21 protein-coding genes are annotated in these 22,556 nt (G+C 64.5%); 17 read left to right on the top strand and 4 right to left on the bottom strand.

Going from position 1 to position 22,556, the window contains the following annotated elements; all coding sequences use genetic code 11:
* The 16 genes from mnmG to glmS all read left to right on the top strand — a co-directional run.
* A partial coding sequence (mnmG, locus tag GPT33_RS07755) for a tRNA uridine-5-carboxymethylaminomethyl(34) synthesis enzyme MnmG (RefSeq protein WP_296807027.1) occupies window positions 1-1,265 on the top strand: 1,265 nt, incomplete at its 5' end.
* Window positions 1,265-1,930 carry a 16S rRNA (guanine(527)-N(7))-methyltransferase RsmG gene (gene rsmG, locus GPT33_RS07750; RefSeq protein ID WP_296807025.1) on the top strand — a complete coding sequence of 222 codons (666 nt, stop codon included), beginning with the start codon at window positions 1,265-1,267 and terminating at the stop codon, window positions 1,928-1,930. The genes mnmG and rsmG, both read left to right, overlap by 1 nt.
* Window positions 1,931-1,937: 7 nt before the next feature.
* Window positions 1,938-2,726 carry a ParA family protein gene (locus tag GPT33_RS07745; protein ID WP_296807029.1) on the top strand — a complete coding sequence of 263 codons (789 nt, stop codon included), beginning with the start codon at window positions 1,938-1,940 and terminating at the stop codon, window positions 2,724-2,726.
* Between the two features lie 11 nt (window positions 2,727-2,737).
* The gene (locus GPT33_RS07740; protein ID WP_296807024.1) at window positions 2,738-3,667 is read left to right on the top strand and encodes a ParB/RepB/Spo0J family partition protein; all 930 of its coding nucleotides are present in this window, start codon (window positions 2,738-2,740) and stop codon (window positions 3,665-3,667) included.
* Between the two features lie 182 nt (window positions 3,668-3,849).
* The gene (locus tag GPT33_RS07735) at window positions 3,850-4,230 is read left to right on the top strand and encodes an ATP synthase subunit I (RefSeq protein WP_296807022.1); all 381 of its coding nucleotides are present in this window, start codon (window positions 3,850-3,852) and stop codon (window positions 4,228-4,230) included.
* A 10-nt stretch (window positions 4,231-4,240) separates the two neighbouring features.
* Window positions 4,241-5,110, top strand: coding sequence for a F0F1 ATP synthase subunit A (gene atpB / locus GPT33_RS07730; RefSeq protein ID WP_296807019.1), 870 nt, complete (start codon window positions 4,241-4,243; stop codon window positions 5,108-5,110).
* Window positions 5,111-5,153: 43 nt separating this feature from the next.
* The gene (gene atpE / locus GPT33_RS07725) at window positions 5,154-5,405 is read left to right on the top strand and encodes a F0F1 ATP synthase subunit C (protein ID WP_007193473.1); all 252 of its coding nucleotides are present in this window, start codon (window positions 5,154-5,156) and stop codon (window positions 5,403-5,405) included.
* Between the two features lie 81 nt (window positions 5,406-5,486).
* The gene (locus GPT33_RS07720; RefSeq protein WP_296807017.1) at window positions 5,487-5,957 is read left to right on the top strand and encodes a F0F1 ATP synthase subunit B; all 471 of its coding nucleotides are present in this window, start codon (window positions 5,487-5,489) and stop codon (window positions 5,955-5,957) included.
* Between the two features lie 9 nt (window positions 5,958-5,966).
* Entirely contained in the window at window positions 5,967-6,506 is a 540-nt protein-coding gene (locus GPT33_RS07715) for a F0F1 ATP synthase subunit delta (RefSeq protein WP_296807015.1), read from the top strand.
* Window positions 6,507-6,519: 13 nt separating this feature from the next.
* Window positions 6,520-8,061, top strand: coding sequence for a F0F1 ATP synthase subunit alpha (gene atpA / locus GPT33_RS07710; RefSeq protein ID WP_296807013.1), 1,542 nt, complete (start codon window positions 6,520-6,522; stop codon window positions 8,059-8,061).
* Window positions 8,062-8,213: 152 nt separating this feature from the next.
* Window positions 8,214-9,077: a F0F1 ATP synthase subunit gamma gene (atpG, locus tag GPT33_RS07705; RefSeq protein ID WP_296807012.1), complete on the top strand. Its 864-nt coding sequence runs from the start codon at window positions 8,214-8,216 to the stop codon at window positions 9,075-9,077.
* A 101-nt stretch (window positions 9,078-9,178) separates the two neighbouring features.
* Window positions 9,179-10,561, top strand: coding sequence for a F0F1 ATP synthase subunit beta (atpD, locus tag GPT33_RS07700; RefSeq protein WP_296807010.1), 1,383 nt, complete (start codon window positions 9,179-9,181; stop codon window positions 10,559-10,561).
* A gap of 199 nt (window positions 10,562-10,760) precedes the next feature.
* Window positions 10,761-11,183 (top strand): F0F1 ATP synthase subunit epsilon, encoded by a 423-nt coding sequence (locus GPT33_RS07695; protein WP_296807008.1) that lies wholly within the window; start codon window positions 10,761-10,763, stop codon window positions 11,181-11,183.
* Between the two features lie 338 nt (window positions 11,184-11,521).
* On the top strand, window positions 11,522-12,019 hold the full coding sequence (locus GPT33_RS07690) for a peptidylprolyl isomerase (protein ID WP_296807006.1): 498 nt from the start codon (window positions 11,522-11,524) through the stop codon (window positions 12,017-12,019).
* 25 nt (window positions 12,020-12,044) lie between these two features.
* A complete protein-coding gene (gene glmU, locus GPT33_RS07685; RefSeq protein ID WP_296807004.1) occupies window positions 12,045-13,415 on the top strand; it encodes a bifunctional UDP-N-acetylglucosamine diphosphorylase/glucosamine-1-phosphate N-acetyltransferase GlmU in 1,371 nt (456 codons plus the stop codon).
* A gap of 203 nt (window positions 13,416-13,618) precedes the next feature.
* Window positions 13,619-15,451: a glutamine--fructose-6-phosphate transaminase (isomerizing) gene (gene glmS / locus GPT33_RS07680; RefSeq protein WP_296807003.1), complete on the top strand. Its 1,833-nt coding sequence runs from the start codon at window positions 13,619-13,621 to the stop codon at window positions 15,449-15,451.
* Here the strand turns inward: glmS and GPT33_RS07675 are convergent.
* The gene (locus GPT33_RS07675) at window positions 15,412-15,783 is read right to left on the bottom strand and encodes a hypothetical protein (protein WP_296807001.1); all 372 of its coding nucleotides are present in this window, start codon (window positions 15,781-15,783) and stop codon (window positions 15,412-15,414) included. The genes glmS and GPT33_RS07675 overlap by 40 nt on opposite strands.
* A 684-nt stretch (window positions 15,784-16,467) precedes the next feature.
* On the opposite strand from GPT33_RS07675, the gene GPT33_RS07670 reads away from it, so the two are divergent.
* Window positions 16,468-18,801, top strand: a complete 2,334-nt coding sequence (locus tag GPT33_RS07670) for a DUF1631 domain-containing protein (protein WP_296806999.1) — start codon at window positions 16,468-16,470, stop codon at window positions 18,799-18,801.
* A 99-nt stretch (window positions 18,802-18,900) separates the two neighbouring features.
* Here the strand turns inward: GPT33_RS07670 and GPT33_RS07665 are convergent, their stop codons facing one another.
* From GPT33_RS07665 to GPT33_RS07655, 3 genes are all read right to left on the bottom strand, one after another.
* Complete coding sequence (locus GPT33_RS07665) at window positions 18,901-19,953, bottom strand: NAD-dependent epimerase/dehydratase family protein (RefSeq protein WP_296806998.1); 1,053 nt, start codon at window positions 19,951-19,953, stop codon at window positions 18,901-18,903.
* Window positions 19,954-19,955: 2 nt separating this feature from the next.
* Window positions 19,956-20,873, bottom strand: coding sequence for a glycosyltransferase family 2 protein (locus tag GPT33_RS07660; RefSeq protein WP_296806996.1), 918 nt, complete (start codon window positions 20,871-20,873; stop codon window positions 19,956-19,958).
* Window positions 20,870-22,556, bottom strand: a 1,687-nt coding sequence (locus GPT33_RS07655) for a glycosyltransferase (protein ID WP_296806994.1), incomplete at its 5' end; no start/stop codon positions are given. The genes GPT33_RS07655 and GPT33_RS07660, both read right to left, overlap by 4 nt.

The raw sequence follows: 22,556 nt of genomic DNA, 5'->3' as shown, positions 1-22,556 counted from the left end.
GCATCGACGGGCGGAGCATCGATTTCGCACGCCTGGCCGAGCAGCCCGGCGACGAGCCCGTCCCGGTCTTCTCCTACATGGGGAGTGCGCTCGACCATCCGCGCCAAGTGAGCTGTTACATCACCCACACCAACGCCCGCACCCACGAGATCATCCATTCGGGCCTCTCGCGCTCGCCGCTCTATACGGGCGTCATCGCCGGCGTCGGACCGCGCTATTGTCCCTCGATCGAGGACAAGGTGGTGCGCTTCGCCGAGAAGACGTCGCACCAGATCTTCGTCGAGCCGGAGGGGCTCGAGACCCATGAGGTCTATCCCAACGGCATCTCGACCAGCCTGCCTTTCGATATCCAGCAGGCCTTGGTGCGCTCGATCATCGGATTCGAGCAGGCCCATATCACCCGCCCGGGCTATGCGATCGAGTACGACTTCTTCGATCCGCGCGATCTGAAGCCCTCCTTGGAGACCCGCCATATCCAGGGCCTCTACTTCGCCGGTCAGATCAACGGGACGACCGGCTACGAGGAGGCCGCGGCGCAGGGCCTGCTGGCCGGAGTCAACGCAGCCCTTGCGGTGCAGGGCCGCGACCCCTGGCTGCCGCGGCGCGACGAGGCCTATCTTGGCGTCATGGTCGACGATCTCATCACGCGCGGGACGGCGGAGCCCTACCGGATGTTCACCAGCCGTGCCGAGTACCGGCTGATGCTCCGCGAGGACAATGCGGACCTGCGCCTCACCGAGTCGGGTCGACGTCTCGGCCTGGTCGGCGATGCGCAATGGCGTCGTTTCGAGGACAAGCGCGAGGCGATCGAGCGTGAGCGCCAGCGCTTGCGCGAGACCTTCGTGCGACCCGAGCGGATCGATCAGGCGCTCGCCGAGCGCATCCTCGGCGAGCCCTTGCGGCGCGAGGTGCGAGCCTCCGAGCTGCTTGCCCGCCCGAACGTCGGCTATGCCGGGGTCGCGGCCCTTGCCGGCGAGCCGCCCGAGCCTCTGCCCGCCGATGTCACCGAGCAGCTCGAGATCCAAGCACGCTATCAGGGTTACATCGAGCGCCAACGTGACGAGATCGACCGCCATCGTGATCAGGACGCCCGGGCGCTGCCCGAGGATTTCGACTTCGATCAGGTGCGAGGCCTTTCGACCGAGGTGCGCGAGAAGCTCAATCGGGTGCGACCGCACACCCTCGGTCAGGCCGCACGCATCCCCGGCGTGACTCCGGCGGCGGTGTCGCTGTTGCTGATTCATCTGAAGCGGCGCTGCGCCTGATGACGACCGCACCTCTCGCCGCCGTCGCAGACGCGTCGGCCTCGGACCTGTCCGACCGGCTGTCCCGAGGCGCAACGCAGCTGGGTCTTGCATTGGACGGCACGGCGCATGAGCGACTGCTGCATCTCATCGCCCTCTTGGCGCGCTGGAACCGGGCCTATAACCTGACCGCGGTGCGCGATCCGATCGAAATGGTCCCCAAGCATGTGCTCGACAGCCTCGCGGTTGCGCCGTTTTTGTTCGGCGAGAGCGTCCTGGACCTCGGCACGGGCGCCGGTCTGCCCGGCCTGCCGCTCGCGATCGTCGAGCCGCAACGGCGCTTTTCGCTGCTCGACAGTAATCAGAAGAAGCTGCGATTTGTCCGTCAGGCGGTCCTGGAGCTGCGGCTGGAGAACGTCGAGACGGTCCATGCCCGGATGGAGACATACCGGCCGGGGCGAAACTTCAGTACCATAGTGAGTCGTGCCGTCGCGGCTGCCGATCTGCTCGGTGCCGCTCACCGGGATCTGCTGGCGCGTCCGGGCCGATTGCTCCTGATGAAGGGGCGCGACCTCGACGACGTTGCGCGCATGCAAGACCTGTCGGTCGGGTCGGTGCACGTCCACCCGCTGCGAATCCCCTTCCTCGACGTCGAGCGCCACCTGATCGAGCTTCGGAGTGACTGAGTCGCCTATGGTCAACATCATCGCCATTGCCAACCAGAAGGGCGGCGTCGGCAAGACCACGACCGCGGTCAATCTGGCGGCCTCGTTGGCCTCGCTCAAGCGGCGCGTCCTGCTGGTCGACCTCGACCCGCAGGGCAACGCCACCATGGGCTGCGGGGTCGACAAGCACAACCTCGCCAACTCGACCTGCGATCTGCTGCTCGGCGACGTGACGTTGGCAGAGTGTCTGTGTCGTGTGGAAGACCCCGCGCCGGGCTTCGATCTACTGCCGGCCAACGGCGATCTGACCGCAGCCGAGATCGGGCTGATCGACTCGCCGGACCGCGAGCGTCGTTTCGCGCGGGTGCTGGCCGATGCGCTCCAAGACTACGAGCTGGTCATCGTCGATTGTCCGCCGTCGCTCAACATGCTCACGGTCAACGCGCTGGTCGCGGCCGGGGGCGTCCTGATCCCGATCCAGTGCGAGTATTACGCGCTCGAGGGTCTCTCCGCCCTGATGGACACCATCGAGCAGATCCGCGCCAACCGTAATCCGGAGCTGCGCGTCGAGGGAATCCTGCGCACCATGCACGACCCGCGCAACAACCTCGCCAATCAGGTCTCGACCCAGCTCGTCACCCATTTCAAGGATCAGGTCTATCGCACCATCATCCCGCGCAACGTGCGACTGGCCGAGGCGCCGAGTCACGGTTTGCCGGCCCTGCTCTATGATCCCGCGTCCAAAGGCGCGGTCGCCTATCTTTCGCTCGCCAGCGAGCTGCTGCGTCGTCGCGAGACGCGCAAGTCCGCGGCCTGAGGTGGGTGAACATGGATAGCGAGCAGAAATCGCCGCCGAAGAAGAAGGGGCTGGGTCGTGGGCTCGATGCCCTGCTCGGCGCCGCTCGCGCCCCGATGGTCGCGGTGTCGAGCCCCGAGGAGGAGTCGTCCACCCCCATGGTCGGCGAGCATGGAAGCGAGCGGATTACCCGTCTTCCCGTTGAGTGCATCCGGCCCGGACGCTACCAGCCGCGCCACGACTTCGACCCGGATGCCTTGCGCGAGCTCTCCGATTCGATCCTCGCCCAAGGTGTCATCCAGCCGATTGTCGTCCGCCCGCTTGCCGGGGAGACGTACGAGATCATCGCCGGGGAGCGGCGCTGGCGGGCCTGCCAGCAGGCCGGCCTCGCCGAGATCCCGGTCGTGGTGCGGGAGGTCGACGAGCAGGCGGCGCTGGCGATCGGGCTCATCGAGAACATCCAACGTGCCGATCTCAATCCATTGGAAGAGGCCGGGGCGCTCGAGCGCTTGCTCAAAGAGTTTAACCTGACCCATCAGCAGATCGCCGACGCGCTGGGCAAGTCGCGCTCGATGGTGACCAACCTGTTGCGTCTGCTGGATCTCAACCCGGAGGTTCGCGACTATCTGGAGAAGGGCCTGCTGGAGATGGGCCATGCCCGCGCACTGCTCGGCCTGCGGGGGCACGACCAGAGCACGACCGCCGCCTCGGTGGTTCGAGGTGGACTCTCGGTGCGCGAGACCGAGCGCCTGGTGCGCCGCATCCAGCAATCGGGCGAGGCGCTCGGGGCCTCGGAGCACAAGCCCGATCTCGATCCGAACATCCGGAGGCTTCAGACCGACCTGACCGACAAGCTCGGCGCACGGGTCAAAATCCAGCAAGGCAATCGCGGCGCGGGCAAGCTGGTGATCGCCTACAACAGTCTCGACGAGCTCGACGGCATCCTGGCCCACATCAAATGATTCGCTCCCCCGGATCTGCGGCAGACCTGAACCGGCCGCCGGGCGTGGCTATTGCCTCTTTTAATCATGAGGATCGTCTCCGGCTACAACCGGAAACGCCGACATCGCGTTGACCCTAATATGCGAGACCCCTTATACTTCGCGCCGGTGAGCGGTGCGCTCAACCAAACCATGACGATCTGATGCATCAGCCGGACACGCTCCAGGCCAAAAGGGTCCTGAAACTTCAAAGTCTCCTTAGCTTGGCCTCGGTGGTATTTGCCCTTCCGTTCGGCGTCTCGGTTGCCGTCTCGGTCCTTGTCGGGGCCGGCTCTTGCCTGGTGGCCAATGCCTTGTTCGCGGCTCTGGTTTTTCGCGGTTATCGCGCCCGGGAGCCCGCACGCTTGGTCATGCGCATTTACGGCGCCGAGATCTTGAAGATCGTGTTGATTCTAGGATTGTTCACGATCGCCTTCATGACCCTGGACGACCTTAACCTCCCGGTGTTGCTTGGCGCATATCTCGCGGTCCAGGTCATCCCGACCCTGATTGCGGCTCAAACGCCCGAACGAACCACGAAGTGAGAGACGATCGATGGCTGCTTCCGAAACGCTCACCTCCCAGGCTTATATCCAACACCATCTCACCAACCTGACGCTCGGAGTTCATCCCGAGCACGGTTTCGGCTTCGCCCATTCCAGTGCCGAGGCTGCCGAGATGGGATTTTGGGCGATCAACGTCGACACCATGTTTTTCTCGATCCTGCTCGGATACCTCTTTATCTGGTTCTTCCGGCGCGTGGCCGAGCAGATGACCGCCGGCGTGCCGGGCGGGGCGCAGAATTTCGTCGAGTGGATCGTGGACTTCGTCGAAGAGAACGTCCGCGGCTCCTTCACCGCTAAAAACCCGCTGGTCGGGCCTCTGGCCCTGACGATCTTCGCCTGGGTCTTCTTGATGAATTTGATGGACCTGATACCGGTCGATCTGATCCCGCATCTCTTCGGGCAGCTCATGTCCCTGTTCGGTGCCGACCCGCATCATGTCTTCCTGCGCATCGTGCCGACGACCGATCCGAATGCGACCTTCGGCATGGCGCTCGTGGTCTTCGGTCTCGTGCTGTACTACAGCTTCAAGATGAAAGGCGTCGGCGGCTTCGCCCGCGAGTTGACGATGCAGCCGTTCGGCAAGTGGGGTATGCCTGCCAACCTTCTGCTCGAAGGTATCAGCCTCCTCTCGAAACCGCTTTCGCTGGCACTGCGTCTGTTCGGCAACATGTATGCGGGCGAGATGATCTTCATCCTGATCGCGCTCCTCTACGGAAGCAGCATGGTGTTGAACATCACCGGCGGTATGCTGCAGTTCGTCTGGGCCGTGTTCCATATCCTCATCATCACGCTGCAGGCATTTATCTTCATGGTGCTGACCATCGTCTATCTCGACATGGCCCACCAGGAGCATCACTAACCCGTTTTTTCTGCTCTAACACCGTCAATTACTGGAGAGAATCATGGAACTCGAAGTCGCTAACCTGTTCGCCGACGTCATCAAGTTCATCGGTGCAGGTTTGATGCTGGGGCTCGGTGCGGTCGGCGCCGGCGTGGGTATCGGTATCTTGGGCGGGCGCTTTCTCGAAGGTGCAGCCCGTCAGCCCGAGCTGATCCCGATGCTCCGCACCCAGTTCTTCATCGTCATGGGTCTCGTCGACGCGCTGCCCGTCATCGCGATCGCCATGGGTCTGTTCGTGATGTTCGCTGCCTGACACCCATCCCACTTCCGCCGGGGTCGAGGCTGTTGGCCCTGTTCCCGGACGCGGTATGAGGCATAGGCACGAGGCAACGCTATGAATATCAATCTGACCCTGTTCGCCCAGATGATCGCCTTCGCGGTGTTCGTCGGGTTCTGTATGAAGTTTATCTGGCCGCCGATCGTCACGGCGCTGGCCGAGCGCAAGGCGAAGATCGCCGAGGGCCTCGCCGCGGCCGAGCGCGGTCATCAAGAGAAGGCGCTCGGCGAGCAGCGCGCCCTCGTCCTCATCAAGGACGCCAAGGCCGCCGCCGCCGATATCGTCGCGCAGGCTCAGAAGCGGGCAACCGAGATCGTCGAGGAGGCCAAGGCCGACGCGCGCAGCGAAAGCGGCCGTGTGGTCGCCGCCGCCCAAGCCGAGATCGACCGGGAGACCAACCGTGCCCGCGAAGAGCTCCGCGAGCGGGTCGCCACGCTTGCCGTCGCCGCCGCCGAGAAGATCCTCCAGAAGGAGATCGACATCAAGGCGCACAAGGGCCTCGTCGAATCGTTCGCCAAGCAGCTTTAGGGACCACCCATGGCCGGAGACATCACCACCATCGCGCGGCCCTACGCAGAGGCCGTGTTCGAGCGCGCGAAAGAGGTCGGTCAGCTGGACGCCTGGTCGCAAGCTCTCGAGATGCTCTCGGCCGTCGTGGGCGATCCCCAGATGGCCGAGCAGATCGCCAACCCGAACGTGCCCCGCGAGCGCATCCGCGACATCATCCTCGAGGTCTGCGGTGGTGATCTCCCGCCGGAGGCATCCAACCTCCTGGGGTTGCTGACCGAGAACGCCAGACTCGCGGCATTGCCCGAGATCGCAAGGCTTTTCGAGGCGAGCCGCACCGCCGACCAAGGCGTGCGCCACGTGCTGATTCGCAGCGCTTTCGACGTGAGCGAGTCCGAGCAAGCGGCGGTTTCCGCCGCGCTCGCGAAGCGCTTCGGCGGGCAGGTCGAGGTCACCGTCGAGACCGACAGCGCCCTGATCGGCGGTATCGAGATTCGCGCCGGAGACCTTGTCATCGACGACTCGGTCCGCGGCAAGCTCAAGCAACTGGCTCACGCATTGCAATTCTGAACGGGACACCGCCATGCAACTGAATCCTTCCGAGATCAGCGATCTCATCAAACAAAAGATCGAGAAGCTCGATCTTCAGACCGAGGCGCGGACCGAAGGCACCATCGTCAGCTTGACCGACGGTATCGTGCGTGTGCACGGTCTCTCCGACGCCAAGTACTACGAGATGCTGGAGTTCCCAGGCGACGCCTTCGGGCTTGCGCTGAACCTCGAGCGCGACTCGGTCGGCGCGGTCGTCTTGGGTGAGTACACCCATCTGTCCGAAGGCGATTGGGTCCGCTGCACCGGACGCGTTCTCGAGGTCCCGGTCGGCGAGGGGTTGCTCGGGCGTGTCGTCGATGCACTGGGCAACCCGATCGACGGCAAGGGTCCGATTCAGGCATCCGGCACCTCACCCATCGAGAAGGTCGCCCCGGGCGTTATCGCCCGGCAATCGGTCGACCAGCCGGTTCAGACCGGGCTGAAGGCGATCGACGCCATGGTGCCGGTGGGCCGCGGCCAGCGCGAGCTGATCATCGGCGATCGCCAGACCGGCAAGACCGCGGTCGCCGTGGATGCCATCATTAACCAGAAAGGCACCGGCGTTAAGTGTATCTACGTCGCCATCGGGCAGAAGAACTCCTCGATCGCCTCGCTGGTGCGCAAGCTCGAAGAGCACGGCGCGATGGACCACACCATCATCGTTGCCGCTGCCGCCGCCGAATCGGCCGCCATGCAGTTCATCGCGCCCTATGCCGGCTGCACCATGGGCGAGTACTTCCGCGACAAGGGCGAAGACGCCCTGATCGTCTACGATGACTTGACCAAGCAGGCGTGGGCCTATCGCCAAGTCTCGCTGTTGCTGCGTCGTCCTCCGGGTCGCGAAGCCTATCCCGGCGACGTCTTCTATCTCCACTCCCGTTTGCTCGAGCGCGCCGCGCGCGTCAACGCCCACTACGTGGAGCAGGCCACCGGCGGCGCCGTAAAAGGCAAGACCGGGTCGCTGACGGCGTTGCCGATCATCGAGACGCAGGCCGGCGACGTCTCGGCCTTCGTTCCGACCAACGTCATCTCGATTACGGACGGTCAGATCTTCCTCGAGACGGACCTCTTCAACGCCGGTATCCGCCCCGCCATCAATGCCGGTCTGTCGGTATCGCGTGTCGGCGGTGCGGCCCAGACGAAGATCATCAAAAAGCTCGGCGGCGGTATTCGTCTTGCCCTCGCCCAATATCGCGAGCTCGCGGCCTTCTCGCAGTTCGCATCCGACCTCGACGAGGCCACCCGCAAGCAACTGCAGCGTGGCGAGCGGGTCACCGAGTTGATGAAGCAGTTCCAGTACTCGCCCATGAGTGTCGGTCAGATGGCGGTGTCGCTCTTTGCGGCCAACGAAGGCTATCTCGACGATGTCGACGTCAAAAAGATCGTCGACTTCGAGCAGGCGATGCAGAGCTACATGAAGTCCGCCCAGGCGGCCTTGATCGAGCAGATCGATACGACCGGCGATTACACCGCGGAGATCCAGACCGCGATGCACGAGGCCATCAAGGCCTTCAAAGCCAACAACACCTGGTAGGGCAGCCGCCAGCCATCAGCCGGCCGGCCTCCTCCGGGGGACATCCTCCGGGGGGCCGGTACAGCTGGCGTTGTGCGTTTTGACACGTATCGAACCTTCACCACCCCGGCGCTCGCGCCGGAGGCTGGCCGCTGAAGGCCGGGAGCTAACACATGGCAGGCGCCAAAGAAATACGCACTAAAATTGCGAGCATCAAAAGCACGCAAAAGATCACCGGCGCCATGCAAATGGTGGCGGCTTCCAAGATGCGCAAGGCGCAGGACCGGATGGCGGCGTCCAAGCCCTATTCGGAGAAGATGCTGCAAGTCATCAGCCATTTGGCGCGGGCGACGCCCGAGTACCGTCATTCGTTCATGGCGGTCGAGCGCCCGCACAAGCGCGTCGGCTATATCGTGGTCTCCTCCGACCGCGGGCTATGCGGTGGTTTGAACAGCAATCTCTTTCGTCGCCTCGTCATCGACATCAAAGAGAAGCGCGCGGCCGGGACCGAGCCTGCATTCTGTACCATCGGATCCAAGGCACTGGGCTTCTTCAAGCGCTTCGGCGGGGACGTCAAGGCACAGGTGACGAATCTCGGCGACAAGCCTCATATCGAGGACCTCATCGGCCCCGTGAAGGTCATGTTGGATGCCTTCGAGGCCAAAGAGCTCGACGCCATCTATGTCGCGAGCAACGAATTCGTCAACACCATGACCCAGCGTCCCATGATTCGGCAATTGGTGCCGATCATCGGTGAAGAGCAGTCCGCGATGCCCTACCACTGGGACTACATCTACGAGCCCGATGCGCATACGGTGCTCGATGCCCTATTGACCCGTTATATCGAGTCGCTCGTCTACCAGGCGGTCGTCGAGAACGGCGCCTGCGAGCAAGCCTCGCGTATGGTCGCGATGAAATCCGCCTCGGACAATGCCGGCGACCTGATCGGCGAGCTTCAGCTCGTCTACAACAAGGCCCGACAGGCCGCGATCACTCAAGAGATCTCCGAGATCGTGAGCGGCGCCGCCGCCGTGTGATCCCCCGATACGTCGCAGTCGCTCGCGCCCGGCGCTCGGGCATAGAGCGCTCGGACACAAACAGAATCGCTATTGGCCGGAAGGCATAAGAGGAAAAGACTATGAGCTCTGGTAACGTGGTGGAGATCATCGGGGCCGTCGTGGACGTTCAGTTCCCGCGCGGCGAGATACCCAAGGTCTATGAGGCGCTCAAGATCGAGTCGACGGGCCTGACCCTCGAGGTTCAGCAGCAGCTCGGCGACGGGGTCGTGCGCGCGATCGCCATGGGGTCCACCGATGGTCTGCAGCGCGGCATCCCCGCACTTGCCACCGGTGCACCGATCCAGGTGCCGGTCGGGCAGAAGACGCTCGGCCGCATCATGGACGTCCTGGGCAACCCCATCGACGAGCTGGGCGATGTCGAATCCGAGGAGCGCTGGTCGATTCATCGTTCCGCGCCGCCGTTCGAAGACCAGGCGACCTCCACCGAGATCCTGGAGACCGGCATCAAGGTCATCGACCTCATCATGCCCATCCCCAAGGGCGGCAAGGTCGGACTCTTCGGCGGCGCCGGCGTGGGCAAGACCGTGACCCTGATGGAGCTGATCCGCAACATCGCGGCCGAGCATTCGGGCTTCTCGGTGTTTGCCGGCGTCGGCGAGCGGACCCGCGAGGGCAACGACTTCTATCACGAGATGAAGGAGTCGAACGTTCTCGACAAGGTCGCACTGGTCTACGGCCAGATGAACGAGCCGCCCGGCAATCGTCTTCGCGTCGCGCTGACCGGTCTGACCATGGCCGAGTTCTTCCGCGAAGAGGGCCGTGACGTCCTGCTCTTCGTCGACAACATCTACCGCTACACCCTGGCCGGAACCGAGGTCTCGGCGCTCTTGGGCCGCATGCCCTCCGCCGTGGGTTACCAGCCGACGCTGGCCTCCGAGATGGGCGCGCTGCAGGAGCGCATCACCTCCACGCGCACCGGCTCCATCACCTCCTTCCAGGCGGTGTATGTCCCCGCGGACGACTTGACCGACCCGTCACCGGCGACCACCTTTGCGCATTTGGACGCAACCCTCGTGTTGTCGCGTCAGATCGCCGAGCTGGGCATCTACCCGGCCGTTGATCCGCTGGACTCCACCAGCCGAATCCTCGACCCGAACGTGGTCGGCCAGGAGCACTACCAGACCGCGCGTGCCGTTCAGGGGACCTTGCAGCGTTACAAGGAGCTCAAGGACATCATCGCCATCCTTGGCATGGACGAGCTCTCCGACGACGACAAGCTCGCCGTGTCGCGTGCACGCAAGATCCAACGCTTCCTCTCGCAGCCCTTCTTCGTGGCCGAGGTCTTCACCGGCTCGCCCGGCAAGTTCGTGTCCGTGAAGGACACCATCAAGGACTTCAAAGCGATCGTGAACGGCGACTACGATCACCTGCCCGAGCAAGCCTTCTACATGGTCGGCGGCATCGAAGAAGCGGTGGCCAAGGCCGAGAAGATGGGTAGCTAAAACGCGGCCTGTGCGACGTGCGCTGTGCGTGACCTTGGTCCGGCGGCGCACTTCTACACAGATCACGGAGCTGCCGCGTTTTAGGATTTTATTTTTTATTTTAAACCGCGTCGGCACAGAGGGGTTGACGTCCGCTTCGATCGGATCCCGCGATTACGTCGATTTTCGCTACCGGGACGCGGTTTAATAGGGGTGCACTATGGCGATGACAATTCACGTCGATATCGTAAGCGCCGAAGGGGCGATTCATTCGGGTCAGGCGACCATGGTGTACGCGACCGCCGAGCTGGGCGAGGTCGGTATCGCGCCCCGGCATACCGCCTTCATCAGCCGTTTGAAGCCCGGTGACGTCCGGGTCCAGAACGAGCAAGGCGAGCAGGAGCACTTTTATGTCTCGGGCGGTATGCTTGAGGTCCAGCCGCATGTCGTGACCGTCCTGGCCGACACCGCGATCCGTGCGCGCGACCTCGACGAGGCTGCGGCGCTCGACGCCAAACGCCGTGCCGAGGAGGCGCTCGCCGGTCACACGGCTCAGTTTGAGTACGCGAAGGCGCAAGCCGAGCTCGCCGAAGCGATCGCGCAGTTGCGGGCGATCGAGAAGCTTCGCAAGATGAAGGGCTGATCCGGTAGCGGTCGCTCCTTGAGGTTCCGAATACAGAGGCCCGCTCCGACATGAGCGGGCTGTTTATTTATATAACGAGCGCACTTGGGTTTTTCGCCGCATTGCACGCTCTGCGCACGCCGGGCCGGCGTTGCGCGTCCTCGCCGTAGCGCTCGCTACGCCTCGTCGGCGCGCCTTGTCCCGATACGCGCGGGACGCGCTCTGTGTTGCGAAGAACCCACGTGGGCTCGGTATAGCACCTCGCTCTCTTCCTGCTCCCCTTGTTCGCCACGCCGCACCGCACCGGCGACCTGCAAGGGGGCCCGCCGGCCCATCCTGACCCGGAGGCGAACCCCATCATGGCAGAACAGATCATCAGTGCCGGCAAACTTGTCGCACTGACCTACCGAATCGAAGACGGCCAGGGCACTATCCTGGAGCAGACCGATATCCCCGTCAGCTATATTCACGGCGGTCAGACCGAGCTCATCGGCGGCATGGATGCGGCGGTCGGCGGCCGGCGTGCCGGTGACGAGGTCGAGCTGATCCTGGGGCCGGATCAAGGTTTCGGCCCACGTGATCCCGACCTGACCTTTACCGATGCCGTGGAGAACGTGCCGCCCGAATTCAGGTTTGTCGGAGCCGAGGTGCAGATGGAGAACGAGGCCGGGGAGACGCGCCAGTTCCACGTCACCCGGATCGAGGACGGCAAACTCACCCTCGACGGCAACCATCCCCTCGCCGGCAAGACCCTACGCGTGCATGTGTGGATCGAGGAGGTGCGCGAACCGACACATGCGGAGTTGACGGCGGACCTTGGCGGGGGTGCAATGCTTCCCGGTGGCGGTCTGCACTGACCGGGCGTTCGAGGAGGGCGAAGCGATGAGGCTTGGAGTCGTGATCTTGGCGGCGGGGCTCGGCAAACGGATGCGTTCCGCCCTCCCGAAGGTGCTTCATCCCCTGGCCGGGAAGCCATTGCTTGCCCGTGTTCTGGACACCGCCGAGGCAATCGGTGCCGAGCGCATCGTCACGGTCTACGGTCACGGCGGAGACCAGGTCCGCACTGCGCTGGCCGAGACCGGATGCCTGTGGGTCGAGCAGGCCGAGCAGCTGGGCACCGGCCATGCCGTCATCCAGGCCATGCCGCAGGTCGCCGATATGGATCGCGTCTTGATCCTCTACGGCGACGTTCCGCTCATTTCGGCCGAGACCCTGAATCGCCTGCTCCAAGTTGCGGCCGCTACCGATCTCGGGATTTTGACCGCCAATGTCCCGGATCCCACCGGTTACGGACGGATCCTACGCGACAGCCGCGCCCGGGTCGTCGGGATCGTCGAGGAAAAGGACGCCACCCCCGACCAGCGCGCCGTCACCGAGATCAATACGGGCATTCTGGTCGCCGACCGATCGAGGCTCGGAGGCTGGCTCGCACGCATCGGCAACGACAACGTTCAGGGCGAATACTATCTCACCGACGTCACCGCGCTCGCCGCGGCCGAGGGCGTGGCGGTCGCATCCACCCGGCCCGGCCGACTCGCGGAGGTCGCCGGCGTCAACGATCGGGTTCAACTCGCGACCCTCGAGCGCGACTATCAGCGCCATGCCGCGGAAGACCTCATGCGCTCCGGAGTGACCTTGGCCGATCCGTCGCGGTTTGATCTACGCGGCGTCCTTCAGGCCGAGCCGGATGTCGTCATCGACATCAACTGTGTCTTCGAGGGTGTGGTTCGGCTCTCGAGCGGCGTGCGTGTCGGCCCCAACTGTCTCCTCAAAGACTGCAGCATCGGCCCCGACGCCCATGTCCTGGCCAACTCCGTGATCGACGGTGCCGCGGTCGGGGCCCACGCGCGGATCGGTCCCTTTGCGCGATTGCGTCCCGACACTCACCTGGCCGACCACACCCATGTCGGCAACTTCGTGGAGATCAAAAAGACCAGCCTCGGGACCGGAAGCAAGGCCAATCACCTTACCTATCTAGGCGACGCGGAGATCGGTGCCGGCGTGAATGTCGGTGCGGGAACCATCACTTGCAATTACGACGGCGCCAACAAGTCGGTCACCCGGATCGAAGACGGGGCCTTTATCGGATCCAATACCGCTCTCGTCGCGCCCGTGCGGGTCGGCGCCGGCGCGACTATCGGCGCCGGTTCGGTGATTGCGCGCGACACCCCGGCGGAACAACTCACCCTGACGCGCGCCCCCCAGAGGACGATTCCGGGATGGACGCGGCCACGGAAGCGACCGGTCTCCTGATCGGGTCTGCTCGGTCTAAACCGCGTCTCACCGGGGTCGAGGACATCTCCGAAGCCAAACGCAAAATGAAAACTACGCATCTCGCTCTGGACGCGGTTTAAACCGTGCCGACTCCAACGGTCATCACGTCTGCCGGGGCCGACCCCTTCTCAAAACATCGCATACTGCGCTGGGCGCGGTTTAAGACACACGAGGGATAAGTCATGTGCGGAATCGTCGGTGCGATCGCCCAACGTCCGGTCTCGGCCATCCTGCTGGAGGGGCTGCGGCGTCTCGAATATCGAGGCTACGACTCCGCCGGCATCGCGGTCCTCGAGGAACCTTGCCGTCTGAATCGCGCCCGCACGCTCGGCAAGGTCGCGCGCCTGGCCGAGGCGGTCGCCGAGCGGCCGTTGCCCGGCACGCTGGGCATCGCGCACACGCGCTGGGCGACCCACGGCGAGCCTGCGACCCGTAACGCCCATCCACATGTCTGTCGCGATCGCTGCCTGGTCGTGCACAACGGGATCATCGAGAATCACGAAGACCTGCGTCGCGAGCAAACCGCCGCGGGCCACCGCTTCACCTCGGAGACCGACACGGAGGTTGTCGTCCACGCCGTATACGATCAGCTCGAGGCCGGCCACAACCTGCTCGATGCCGTGCGTTTGGCGACGACACGCCTGCGCGGTGCCTATGCCCTCGGCGTCATCGATGCGCAGGATGGCGAGCATCTCGTCGCGGCACGCCAAGGGAGCCCTCTGGTCATCGGGGTCGGATTCGGCGAGCATTTCATTGCCTCCGATGTCTTCGCCCTGCTGCCCGTGACCAATCGCTTCATCTTCCTCGAAGAGGGCGACATCGCCGAGCTGACCCGCGAATCGGTCCGTATTTGGGACCGCGACGGCAACCTCATCGTGCGGCCCGTGAAGACCTCCGCGGTCTCGGCCGATGCCGCCGAGCGCGGCGAGTACCGTCACTTCATGCTCAAAGAGATCTTCGAGCAGCCGCGTGCGATCGCCGACACGCTCGAAGGTCGCTTGGTCGGCACACGCGTTCTGCCCGAGAGCTTCGGCAATCTGGCCCCGGAGATCTTCGCTCGGGTCAAGGCGGTCACCCTGGTCGCCTGCGGGACCAGCTACCATGCCGCCTTGGTCGCGCGCTATTGGATCGAGGCCCTCGCCGGCCTGCCCTGCACCGTCGAGGTCGCGAGCGAGTACCGCTATCGCAAGCAAGTAGTGCCGGCCGACGCCTTGTTCGTGACCCTCTCGCAATCCGGCGAGACGGCCGACACACTCGCCGCGCTGCGTTTGGCGAAGGCCTCGGGCTACGCGGCGACGCTGGCCATCTGCAATGTCCCTGAAAGCTCCCTGGTCCGCGAATCAGACCTGGTGCTGCTCACCCATGCCGGACCCGAGATCGGCGTCGCCTCCACCAAGGCATTCACCACCCAGCTGGTCGCCTTGTTGCTGATGACCGTGGCGCTCGGCCACGAAAACGCGCTGAGCGACACCGCCGAGGCCCATGTGGTCGCGCTGCTGCGGGCGCTCCCGGGCAAGGTCGAGGCCGTGCTGGATCTCGACGACCGGATCGCCGCCCTTGCCGAGGTCTTCGTCGATAAGCAGCACACACTCTTCCTCGGACGCGGCGAGCAATACCCGATCGCCATGGAAGGCGCGCTCAAGCTCAAAGAGATCTCCTATATCCATGCCGAGGCATACCCGGCGGGCGAGCTCAAGCACGGTCCCCTTGCCCTGATCGACGAGCAAATGCCCGTGGTCGCCGTCGCACCCAACAACGCCCTGCTCGAAAAGCTCAAATCCAATCTCGAAGAGGTCCGTGCACGCGGCGGTCAGCTCTATGTCTTCGCGGACCTGCATGTCCCCATGGTCGAAGAGGAAGGCGTCACCGTCATCCGTCTTCCCGAAACCGACGATCTGATCGACCCCATCATCTTCACGATCCCCTTGCAGCTCCTTGCCTATCACGTTGCCGTGCTCAAGGGGACAGATGTCGATCAGCCGCGCAACCTCGCGAAATCCGTCACCGTGGAGTGATCCGTGGTTGCCGTTGCCTTGAGCTTTGAGAAGATAAGATGGAAGTGCAGATGGTTGGAGAACGCATCCGAGTTGCGCATCTGCGTCCTGAAGCAGCATCGCATCAGATTCGCAGCGAAATCATCAGTGGCGCAAGCCGCTGAAACAAATGAGCCCGCATTGGCTCCGGTCATCACCTTGAGAATCCCCCAACGGTTGGCCTTCAACGTCGCCCATCGATCCTCGTGGCTCGGGAACGTGATGAAACAGCCCTGCGGCTCGCCGTGAAAAGCAGCCTTCGTGCGCCGCTTGGTTGATTCGATGCCGGCGACTTCGATCGTCACGGTGGTCATGAGGTGCCTCACAGCTGAGCGACATCGGCCCAGTAATGATCGACCAATTGATCGAGTGTCGTGAAGGAATAAGAGACTTCACGAGCGTTCTCGTCCGTCTGTCAGTGTCGGCGACTCGCGTGAAGTGACCGGGCACGAAAGCAGGCGCTGGGGTCCATAAGCGCGTCGAACAGTCACCTCGATCGATTGTTCGAGCAGTCCTTCTCGGGCTTGAATTCAGTCTCGACAGCTTGAGTGAATCCTCCTCGAGATCTCCCTCGGTAATGACTGGCCCCAATGACCGTAGTGCTGCGCGTGCCGGGGTATTCGCCAGCTCGGGCTCGTTGCCGTGCCGGTCGCTCGGGGCGAGTCGATTGATGGCGGGCGGCGTGAGCTGATTGGACTGCCAGGCGGGACCGGGCGTGCTGTCGTGATTGATCCGTTCAAGCGGATGCCCGACCAGGATGCTGAAATACCGTCGCGGCCACCGAGCCGCGGCGAAACGGCCACGGTATTGCTCCGATATCCTCGACCCGCGGCATCGGCTTCGGTCCTGCCCTATACTTGCCTTAATGTCGACTCCGCACAGCTTATGAGGCGTGGCTGCCGTCGTCGTGCCGAGTCCACGGCACCTCGGGGTTCGATGGCGGCAAAGGATGGCTCCGACGCCCCGGTTGTGCGGCCGAATACCCGAGACATTCATCCATGGCCGATATCAAAACCACCTCCCCTCCTCCGCCCGAGACACCGGACGTCGTCGCCGGTCTGACACCGACGGATGCGGCCGCTCTGCTGACCGGCTGTCGCGACCGTCTCGCGCACGGTCTGGCGACCGTCTTCGCGCAGCATCTCGGGGGCGCGAGCGAGGATTTTCTCGGTATGGCCGACCGTGCGACCAGCCTGGAGCAACAGCAGCTCTATTTCTCGGCGATGGATTTCCTCGACAACCACGGGCAACGTCTCTTGCAGCAGTTCCGCAGTGCCTATGTCGCCTGTTTCGACGCGAGCGTCGCGGCCTTGCAGTCGAAGGAGGCCGCGACGGTGATGCATGAGACCGACGAGCTCCGTCTCGTGGATACCGACGATTTCGAGCGTGATCTGGCCATCGGTAAACTCTCGGCCCGCGCGGCATGTAACTGCTCGCAGCAGCTCACGGCGCTCGACCGCCGTCTCGCGGCGCTCCTGCGTGTGCCACGGATCAGCCAGGACGACAATCCGCTGTATCCGCGCACCCTCTTCAGCGCCATGCTCCAGGCCCTGAACGACATGGATGTGCGCGAGCAGCTTGCGCTGGTCCTTCTGCACGAGTTCGAGCGTCAGACCTCCGTCGAGCTTCCCGGCGTCTACGCTGATCTAAATCGTTTCCTTGTTCAGTCCGGCGTGCTCCCGACCATCCCGCTTGCGGGACCCCTGACGGCTCCGCGCAGCGAGACCCCCGACCAGCCCGGCGGCAATGCCGGCGGGATGTCGGGGTGGGCGGGTTTCGAGCCTTCCGAGGATCCGGGATTGGCCGAGCAGGAGGGCCAGGGCGTTGCCGAACAGGGTGCCCGCGCTGAAACGCGGGTGGATTTCGAGCGTCATCCACGCCTTGCGAACGACGATGTCTTCGGCCAGTTGGCCCGAGCGATCCAGACCGCGAGTCGCGGACGTATCTCCCGGACCACGGCTGCACCCGGTACGCCCAATGGCGGCTCCACACCGGGCACTCAGGAGACGCCCGCGCTTGGCCTCGCCCAGTTGATCGACGCGTTGAACGGGCTCCAGCGCGGGTATACGGATTTTCGGCAGATTCCGGGCTTGAGATCCGCGAACATCGATCCGCGGCGCGGTAATGTGCTTCAACAGATTCGCGCTACGCCCATGATGATGTGGTCGCGACCGCTCGACGCCATGACCATCGACATCGTCGCGCGGCTCTTCGATGCCATCTTCAACGACCCCGAGCTCTCGGCGACCGTGCGCGCTGAGTTGGCAAAGTTGCAGATACCGGTGCTCAAGGTCGCGCTGGTCGACAAGGCCTTCTTTTCCGATCGCCGGCACCCCGCCCGTCGGTTGCTCGATGTGGTCGCGAGCTCCGGAATCGGGCGCAACGAGAAGGACGAGCCCCATCTGGTCGACAAGGTCCGCGAGATCGTCGATGCGGTCGTCGAGGGGTTCGACGCGGACCTCAACGTCTTCGCGGTGCAGACCTACAAGCTCGAAGAGTTCCTGCGCGAGGAAGAGGAGCACGCGCAAAGCAAGTCGCAGCGTGTCTTCGATCAGCTCGAGCAGCGCGATCGTCAGGAGATCGCAGCCACGCGGGTGGGGGAGGAATTGGCGACCCGGACCTCCGACTCAGCACTTCCCGTGCTGGTGGCGTCGTTTTTCGATCGGTTTTGGCGTCGGGTGCTGATCGACATCTTTATCCGCTTCGGGGATGCCGGCGAGCCGTGGCGCGAAGCCCTGGCGACGATGGACGACCTGATCTGGAGCGTGAAGCCCAAAGACACGGCGCAAGAGCGCAACCGTCTTCTCACGGCGCTCCCGGATCTCCTCAAACGGCTGCGCCGAGGCTTGGAAGCCGTCCACCTCGAGGAGGCATGGGATCCCTTCTTCGACCGCTTGATCCGGCTCCATATGGGCGCCCTGCACAAGGAGCCGCCGCCCGAGCAGATGTCCGACCCGATATCCGATCAGGATGCCTTCGCCGCGGACGTGGCGCGGGGCGAGGACTCGACGCCAACGTCCGACGAGAACGCGTCCCCGGACCAATATCTGCTGCTCGCTCGATCGCTCGAAGTCGGCGATTGGGTGGAGTTCAAGAGCTTTCGCGGCACGCGCAAGACCCTTCGGCTCGGCTGGGTCAGCAAGTATCGCGGTGTCTATCTCTTCACCAATCGTCAGGGCGACAACGCCTTGACCCTGGCCACGACCAGCCTCGCCGACCATTTGCGCAAGGGCACGGCGCGGGTTTTGAGCCAGGATGCGCTGACCGATCGTGCGGTGGCCCAGGTGCTCGAGCAGGCCATGCCGGAGAAGTCGAACGATTCCGCCCAATAGCCTTTCCTGCCGGCGGTTCTGTACGTGAATTGCGGGCGGCATGTCGGGCACGCGGCGCCTTGCCCGAACTACCGGGTCATACGGTCTGTCGGAAACGCCTCAGGCTCCGAGTGCAGGCGCGTGCGCGAGGGCTCGCACCAGGCGTGGGATCTCGGTCTCGAGCGTCTGGCGCGGTCGAAAGCCCAGGTTGCGCTCGAGCTTCGACGAGGTGAACCAGGCATCGCCGGTGAGCTTACCGAGCCCATCCAAGGTCAGCGGCATACGCCTCCGGCTGAGGCGTTCGCCCACCGTGCCGACACCGGCCGCGAAGCGAAGGACCGGGAGCGGGATGGTCCAGCGCGGGACGGGTCGGCCGAGTGCGATCAGGCTCTGCTCGTAGAGCCACCGGGTGGAATAGTCTCGGCCGTCGGTGACCAGGTAGACCTCGCCGGCTGTCTCGGGATGGCCGGCCACCAGGATCGCGGCGTCCACGGCGTCCTCGACATGGATCGCGGCGCGGTGATTCTCGATCCGAGGCCAGGGCGGGAAGCGCCCCGCGGCGACCGCCTTGACCATCCGCGCAATGTTGCCGCTGTCCCCGAGCCCGTAGACCATGGGAAGACGCAGAACCGCGGTGTGTCGACCGGTCGCGCGTCCCAGCTCCAGGACGCTTCGCTCGGCGGCCAGCTTTGCGCGACCGTAGAGGCTGTCCGGCGCCGGAATAACCGATTCGTCAGCGGGCCGTCCGAGCGCACCTGCCCGATCGCCCATCGCCTTGATGCTGCTGAGATAGATCACCCGCCGAATCCCGGACGGCTCGACGCGAGCCATCAGATTGGCGGTCCCCTCGGCGGTCACCGGCCAGTGGGAGGGCGCCTCGTAGATGTCCGGCTCGTCCGGACGCGGCGAATAGCTCGCGAGGTGGAACAGGGTATCGATCCCGTCGCAGACCGATCCGAGGCTCGACGGGTCGGTCAGGTCGGCGGCGCGGATCTCGGGACCCTGCCCCGCTCCTTGCTCTTGCCAGAGTGTCTGCGCCGCATCCGAGGATCGCGTGACGATCGCCACACGCTGGCCGGTCCGCAGCAGCTCCGCGACCAGCCGTCGGCCCACCTTACCGGTCGCCCCGGTGACCAGGATCGATCCGAGCGACTTGCCTGCGTCTCGGTCCATGATCAGTCCGCCTTCCCCGATCTCGGGCGACCGAACATCCGGCTCAGGGTGTCGGCCAGGACCCGGCTCCAAAAATGGACCCGGATACCGAAGATAACCAACCCATTAAAGAGCTTCGGATACTCCCGAGCCTGGAACTTGCGGTAAAAGCGCTCCATCCCGCGATGCTTGTGACGCTCGACCAGGATGGGGCTGCGTCGGCTGCATGCTCCCTTGTAATGGATCACGCTGACATCCGGGACGAGCGCGATCGTCCAACCGGCCCGCCGAAAACGCATGAACCAGTCAAGATCTTCGCAGTGTAGGAAATAGCCCTCGTCGAGCGGCCCGACCGCGTCGAGCGCGCGCCGGCTCACCAGCATGAAGGAGCCCGAGATTGCCTCGACCTCGATCGGCTCGGCGGGCAACGGCTCATGATGAAGGTTCAGGCGGCGTCCGCCTCGGTTTGGCAGGAGCCGGTCGAGTCGCAGGATGCGTTTGAGCGCGATCCAGGGGTCCGGAATCGCGCGGCGGCTGGCCACCTGCTCGCTCCCGTCCGGGTTGCGCACGATGCAGCCGGCCATGCCGACATCCGGTCGGCTGTCCATAAAGGCTAGCATCCTAGCAAGGGTATCCGGACCGATCAGACAGTCCGGATTCAGAAACAGCAGGCGATCGGCCCGGACCAGCGGCAAAGCGCGATTGTTGGCCGCCGCGAAGCCCAGGTTGGCTCGGTTCTCGAGGATGCGCAGGCGCGGGTCCGTGCCGAACATCGCGCGCAGATGCTCAATGCTCCCGTCGTCCGACCCGTTGTCGCTCACGACGACCTCGACCGACACATCCGATCCGAGCACCTCCCCGACACACTTGCTCAGCAGTGCGCCGGCGTTGTAGTTGACGACGATCACGCCGACGGCAGGGACCGCTGCGTCCGTGTTCATGCGTTCGCCTCCAGATCGAGCGCCTCTCGCAGTGCCTGCTCGGCGGCGGCGAAGCCGAAATGGGCCTCCATCACCCGGATGCCACCGTCGGAAAGCTGCTGCCAGAGCACCGGATCCCGATCGAGTCGCGCGATCGCCTCGGCGAAGGCGGGTGCATCATCTGCGATCAAGACCGATTCGCCATCGACCAGGTGCATGCCCTCCGCGGCGACACGGGTCGCAACCACGGGGAGCCCGTGCGCGAGACTCTGGTTGATCTTGCCCTTCACACCCGCGCCGTAGCGCAGGGGCGCGACCGAGACGCGGCACCCGGCGAAGAAGGGCTCGACATCCGGGACATGTCCCGCGATCTCGATGTCCGGCCCGGCGCAGGCGAGGACCTCACGCGGCGGATCCGCACCGATGACGCTGAGCCGGATGTCCGGGACGCGCTCGCGCAGCAATGGCATGATCTCGCGACAGAGAAAGAGGACGGCGTCGGTGTTCGGCGGGTGTGCGAAGGCACCGATGAAGAGAACCCCACTCCGCGCATCGTAGGGCTTGGCCGAGCCGCAGACGTGGTGGATGTTCGAGACGACATGCACTTGGACATCCGGTGCCTCGGCGGCCAGTATGTCGCGCTCGGCTTCACTCACCACGAAGGTCAGATCGGCGCGGCGCATGAGGTCCAGTTCCTGCGCCTTGCGCCGCTCGGCGACGCGCAGGGTCGCGCGATCGCCTTGGAGCTGCGCGAGCCGCCGCTCGCGCAGGAAATGCAGATCGACCGTATCGAAGACGATGCGTGCCTTGGTGCAATGGGTCCGGGCCGTGTCGAGCGTGGCCGCCGCAGCATCGGCACGGCTCAGGATCACCAGGTCGTAACCGGTCCCGTGACTGGCCAGATGATCGCGGATGCGGCGCACGTAGGGCCGGTAGAGCACCTCCACACCGATGCGTTGCAGGTCGGCGACATAGGGCTCGGGTGCCTCCAAGTTGGCGGCGGCAAAAGTCACCTTGAAGCCGAGTCCTTGCAGGATGCGGAACAGGTTGATCATCCGCACCGAGCCGGACTCGCGATCCGGGGTGACCATGTAGTTGTCGACCACCAGGGCCCGGCGTCGCACACCGCGCTCCTTCGCCCGCTCCAGATCCTCGCCGCGCTCGCCGAAGCCGGCCAAGACCACGGCCCAACGCCTCCGGAAGGTTTCGGCATTGATTCGCTGATACCGCTTTAGCCCGGTCTCGGTTTGCTCGTCGCGCCCGGCGCTGATCCCCTCGAAGTGCACGACGCGGGACAGCGGCTGGTAGTAGACCGAGCGCCCGGCCGTACGCACGCGGAAGGCCAGATCGGCATCTTCGTAGTAGGCGGGTGCAAATGCGCTGTCGAATCCGCCGAGACGCCTGAAGAGTGCGGTCTCGATGGCGAGTGCGGCGCCCGAGCAATAGTCGACGGCGCGTCGATAGCTGTATTGCGGCTTGTCCGGGGCGTCCAGGTGGCCGTAGTTCCAGGCCGTGCCGTCTGCAAAGAGAATGGCCCCGGCCTCCTGTTGCCGGCCGTCCGGATAGAGGAGGCGGCTGCCGACGATCCCGGCGTCGGGCGCATCCTCGAAGGTGTCGATCAGCGCATCCAGCCAACCGGGTTGAACCTGGGTGTCGTTGTTCAGAAAGACCAGATAGGCGCCCTGCCCTGCGTCGGCCCCGCGA

It is taken from the genome of Thiocapsa sp. (assembly GCF_011390875.1).
GTDB lineage: Bacteria > Pseudomonadota > Gammaproteobacteria > Chromatiales > Chromatiaceae > Thiocapsa.
The sequence above is the reverse complement of the archived record's forward strand: the minus strand, read 5'-3'. Positions and strand labels throughout refer to the sequence as shown.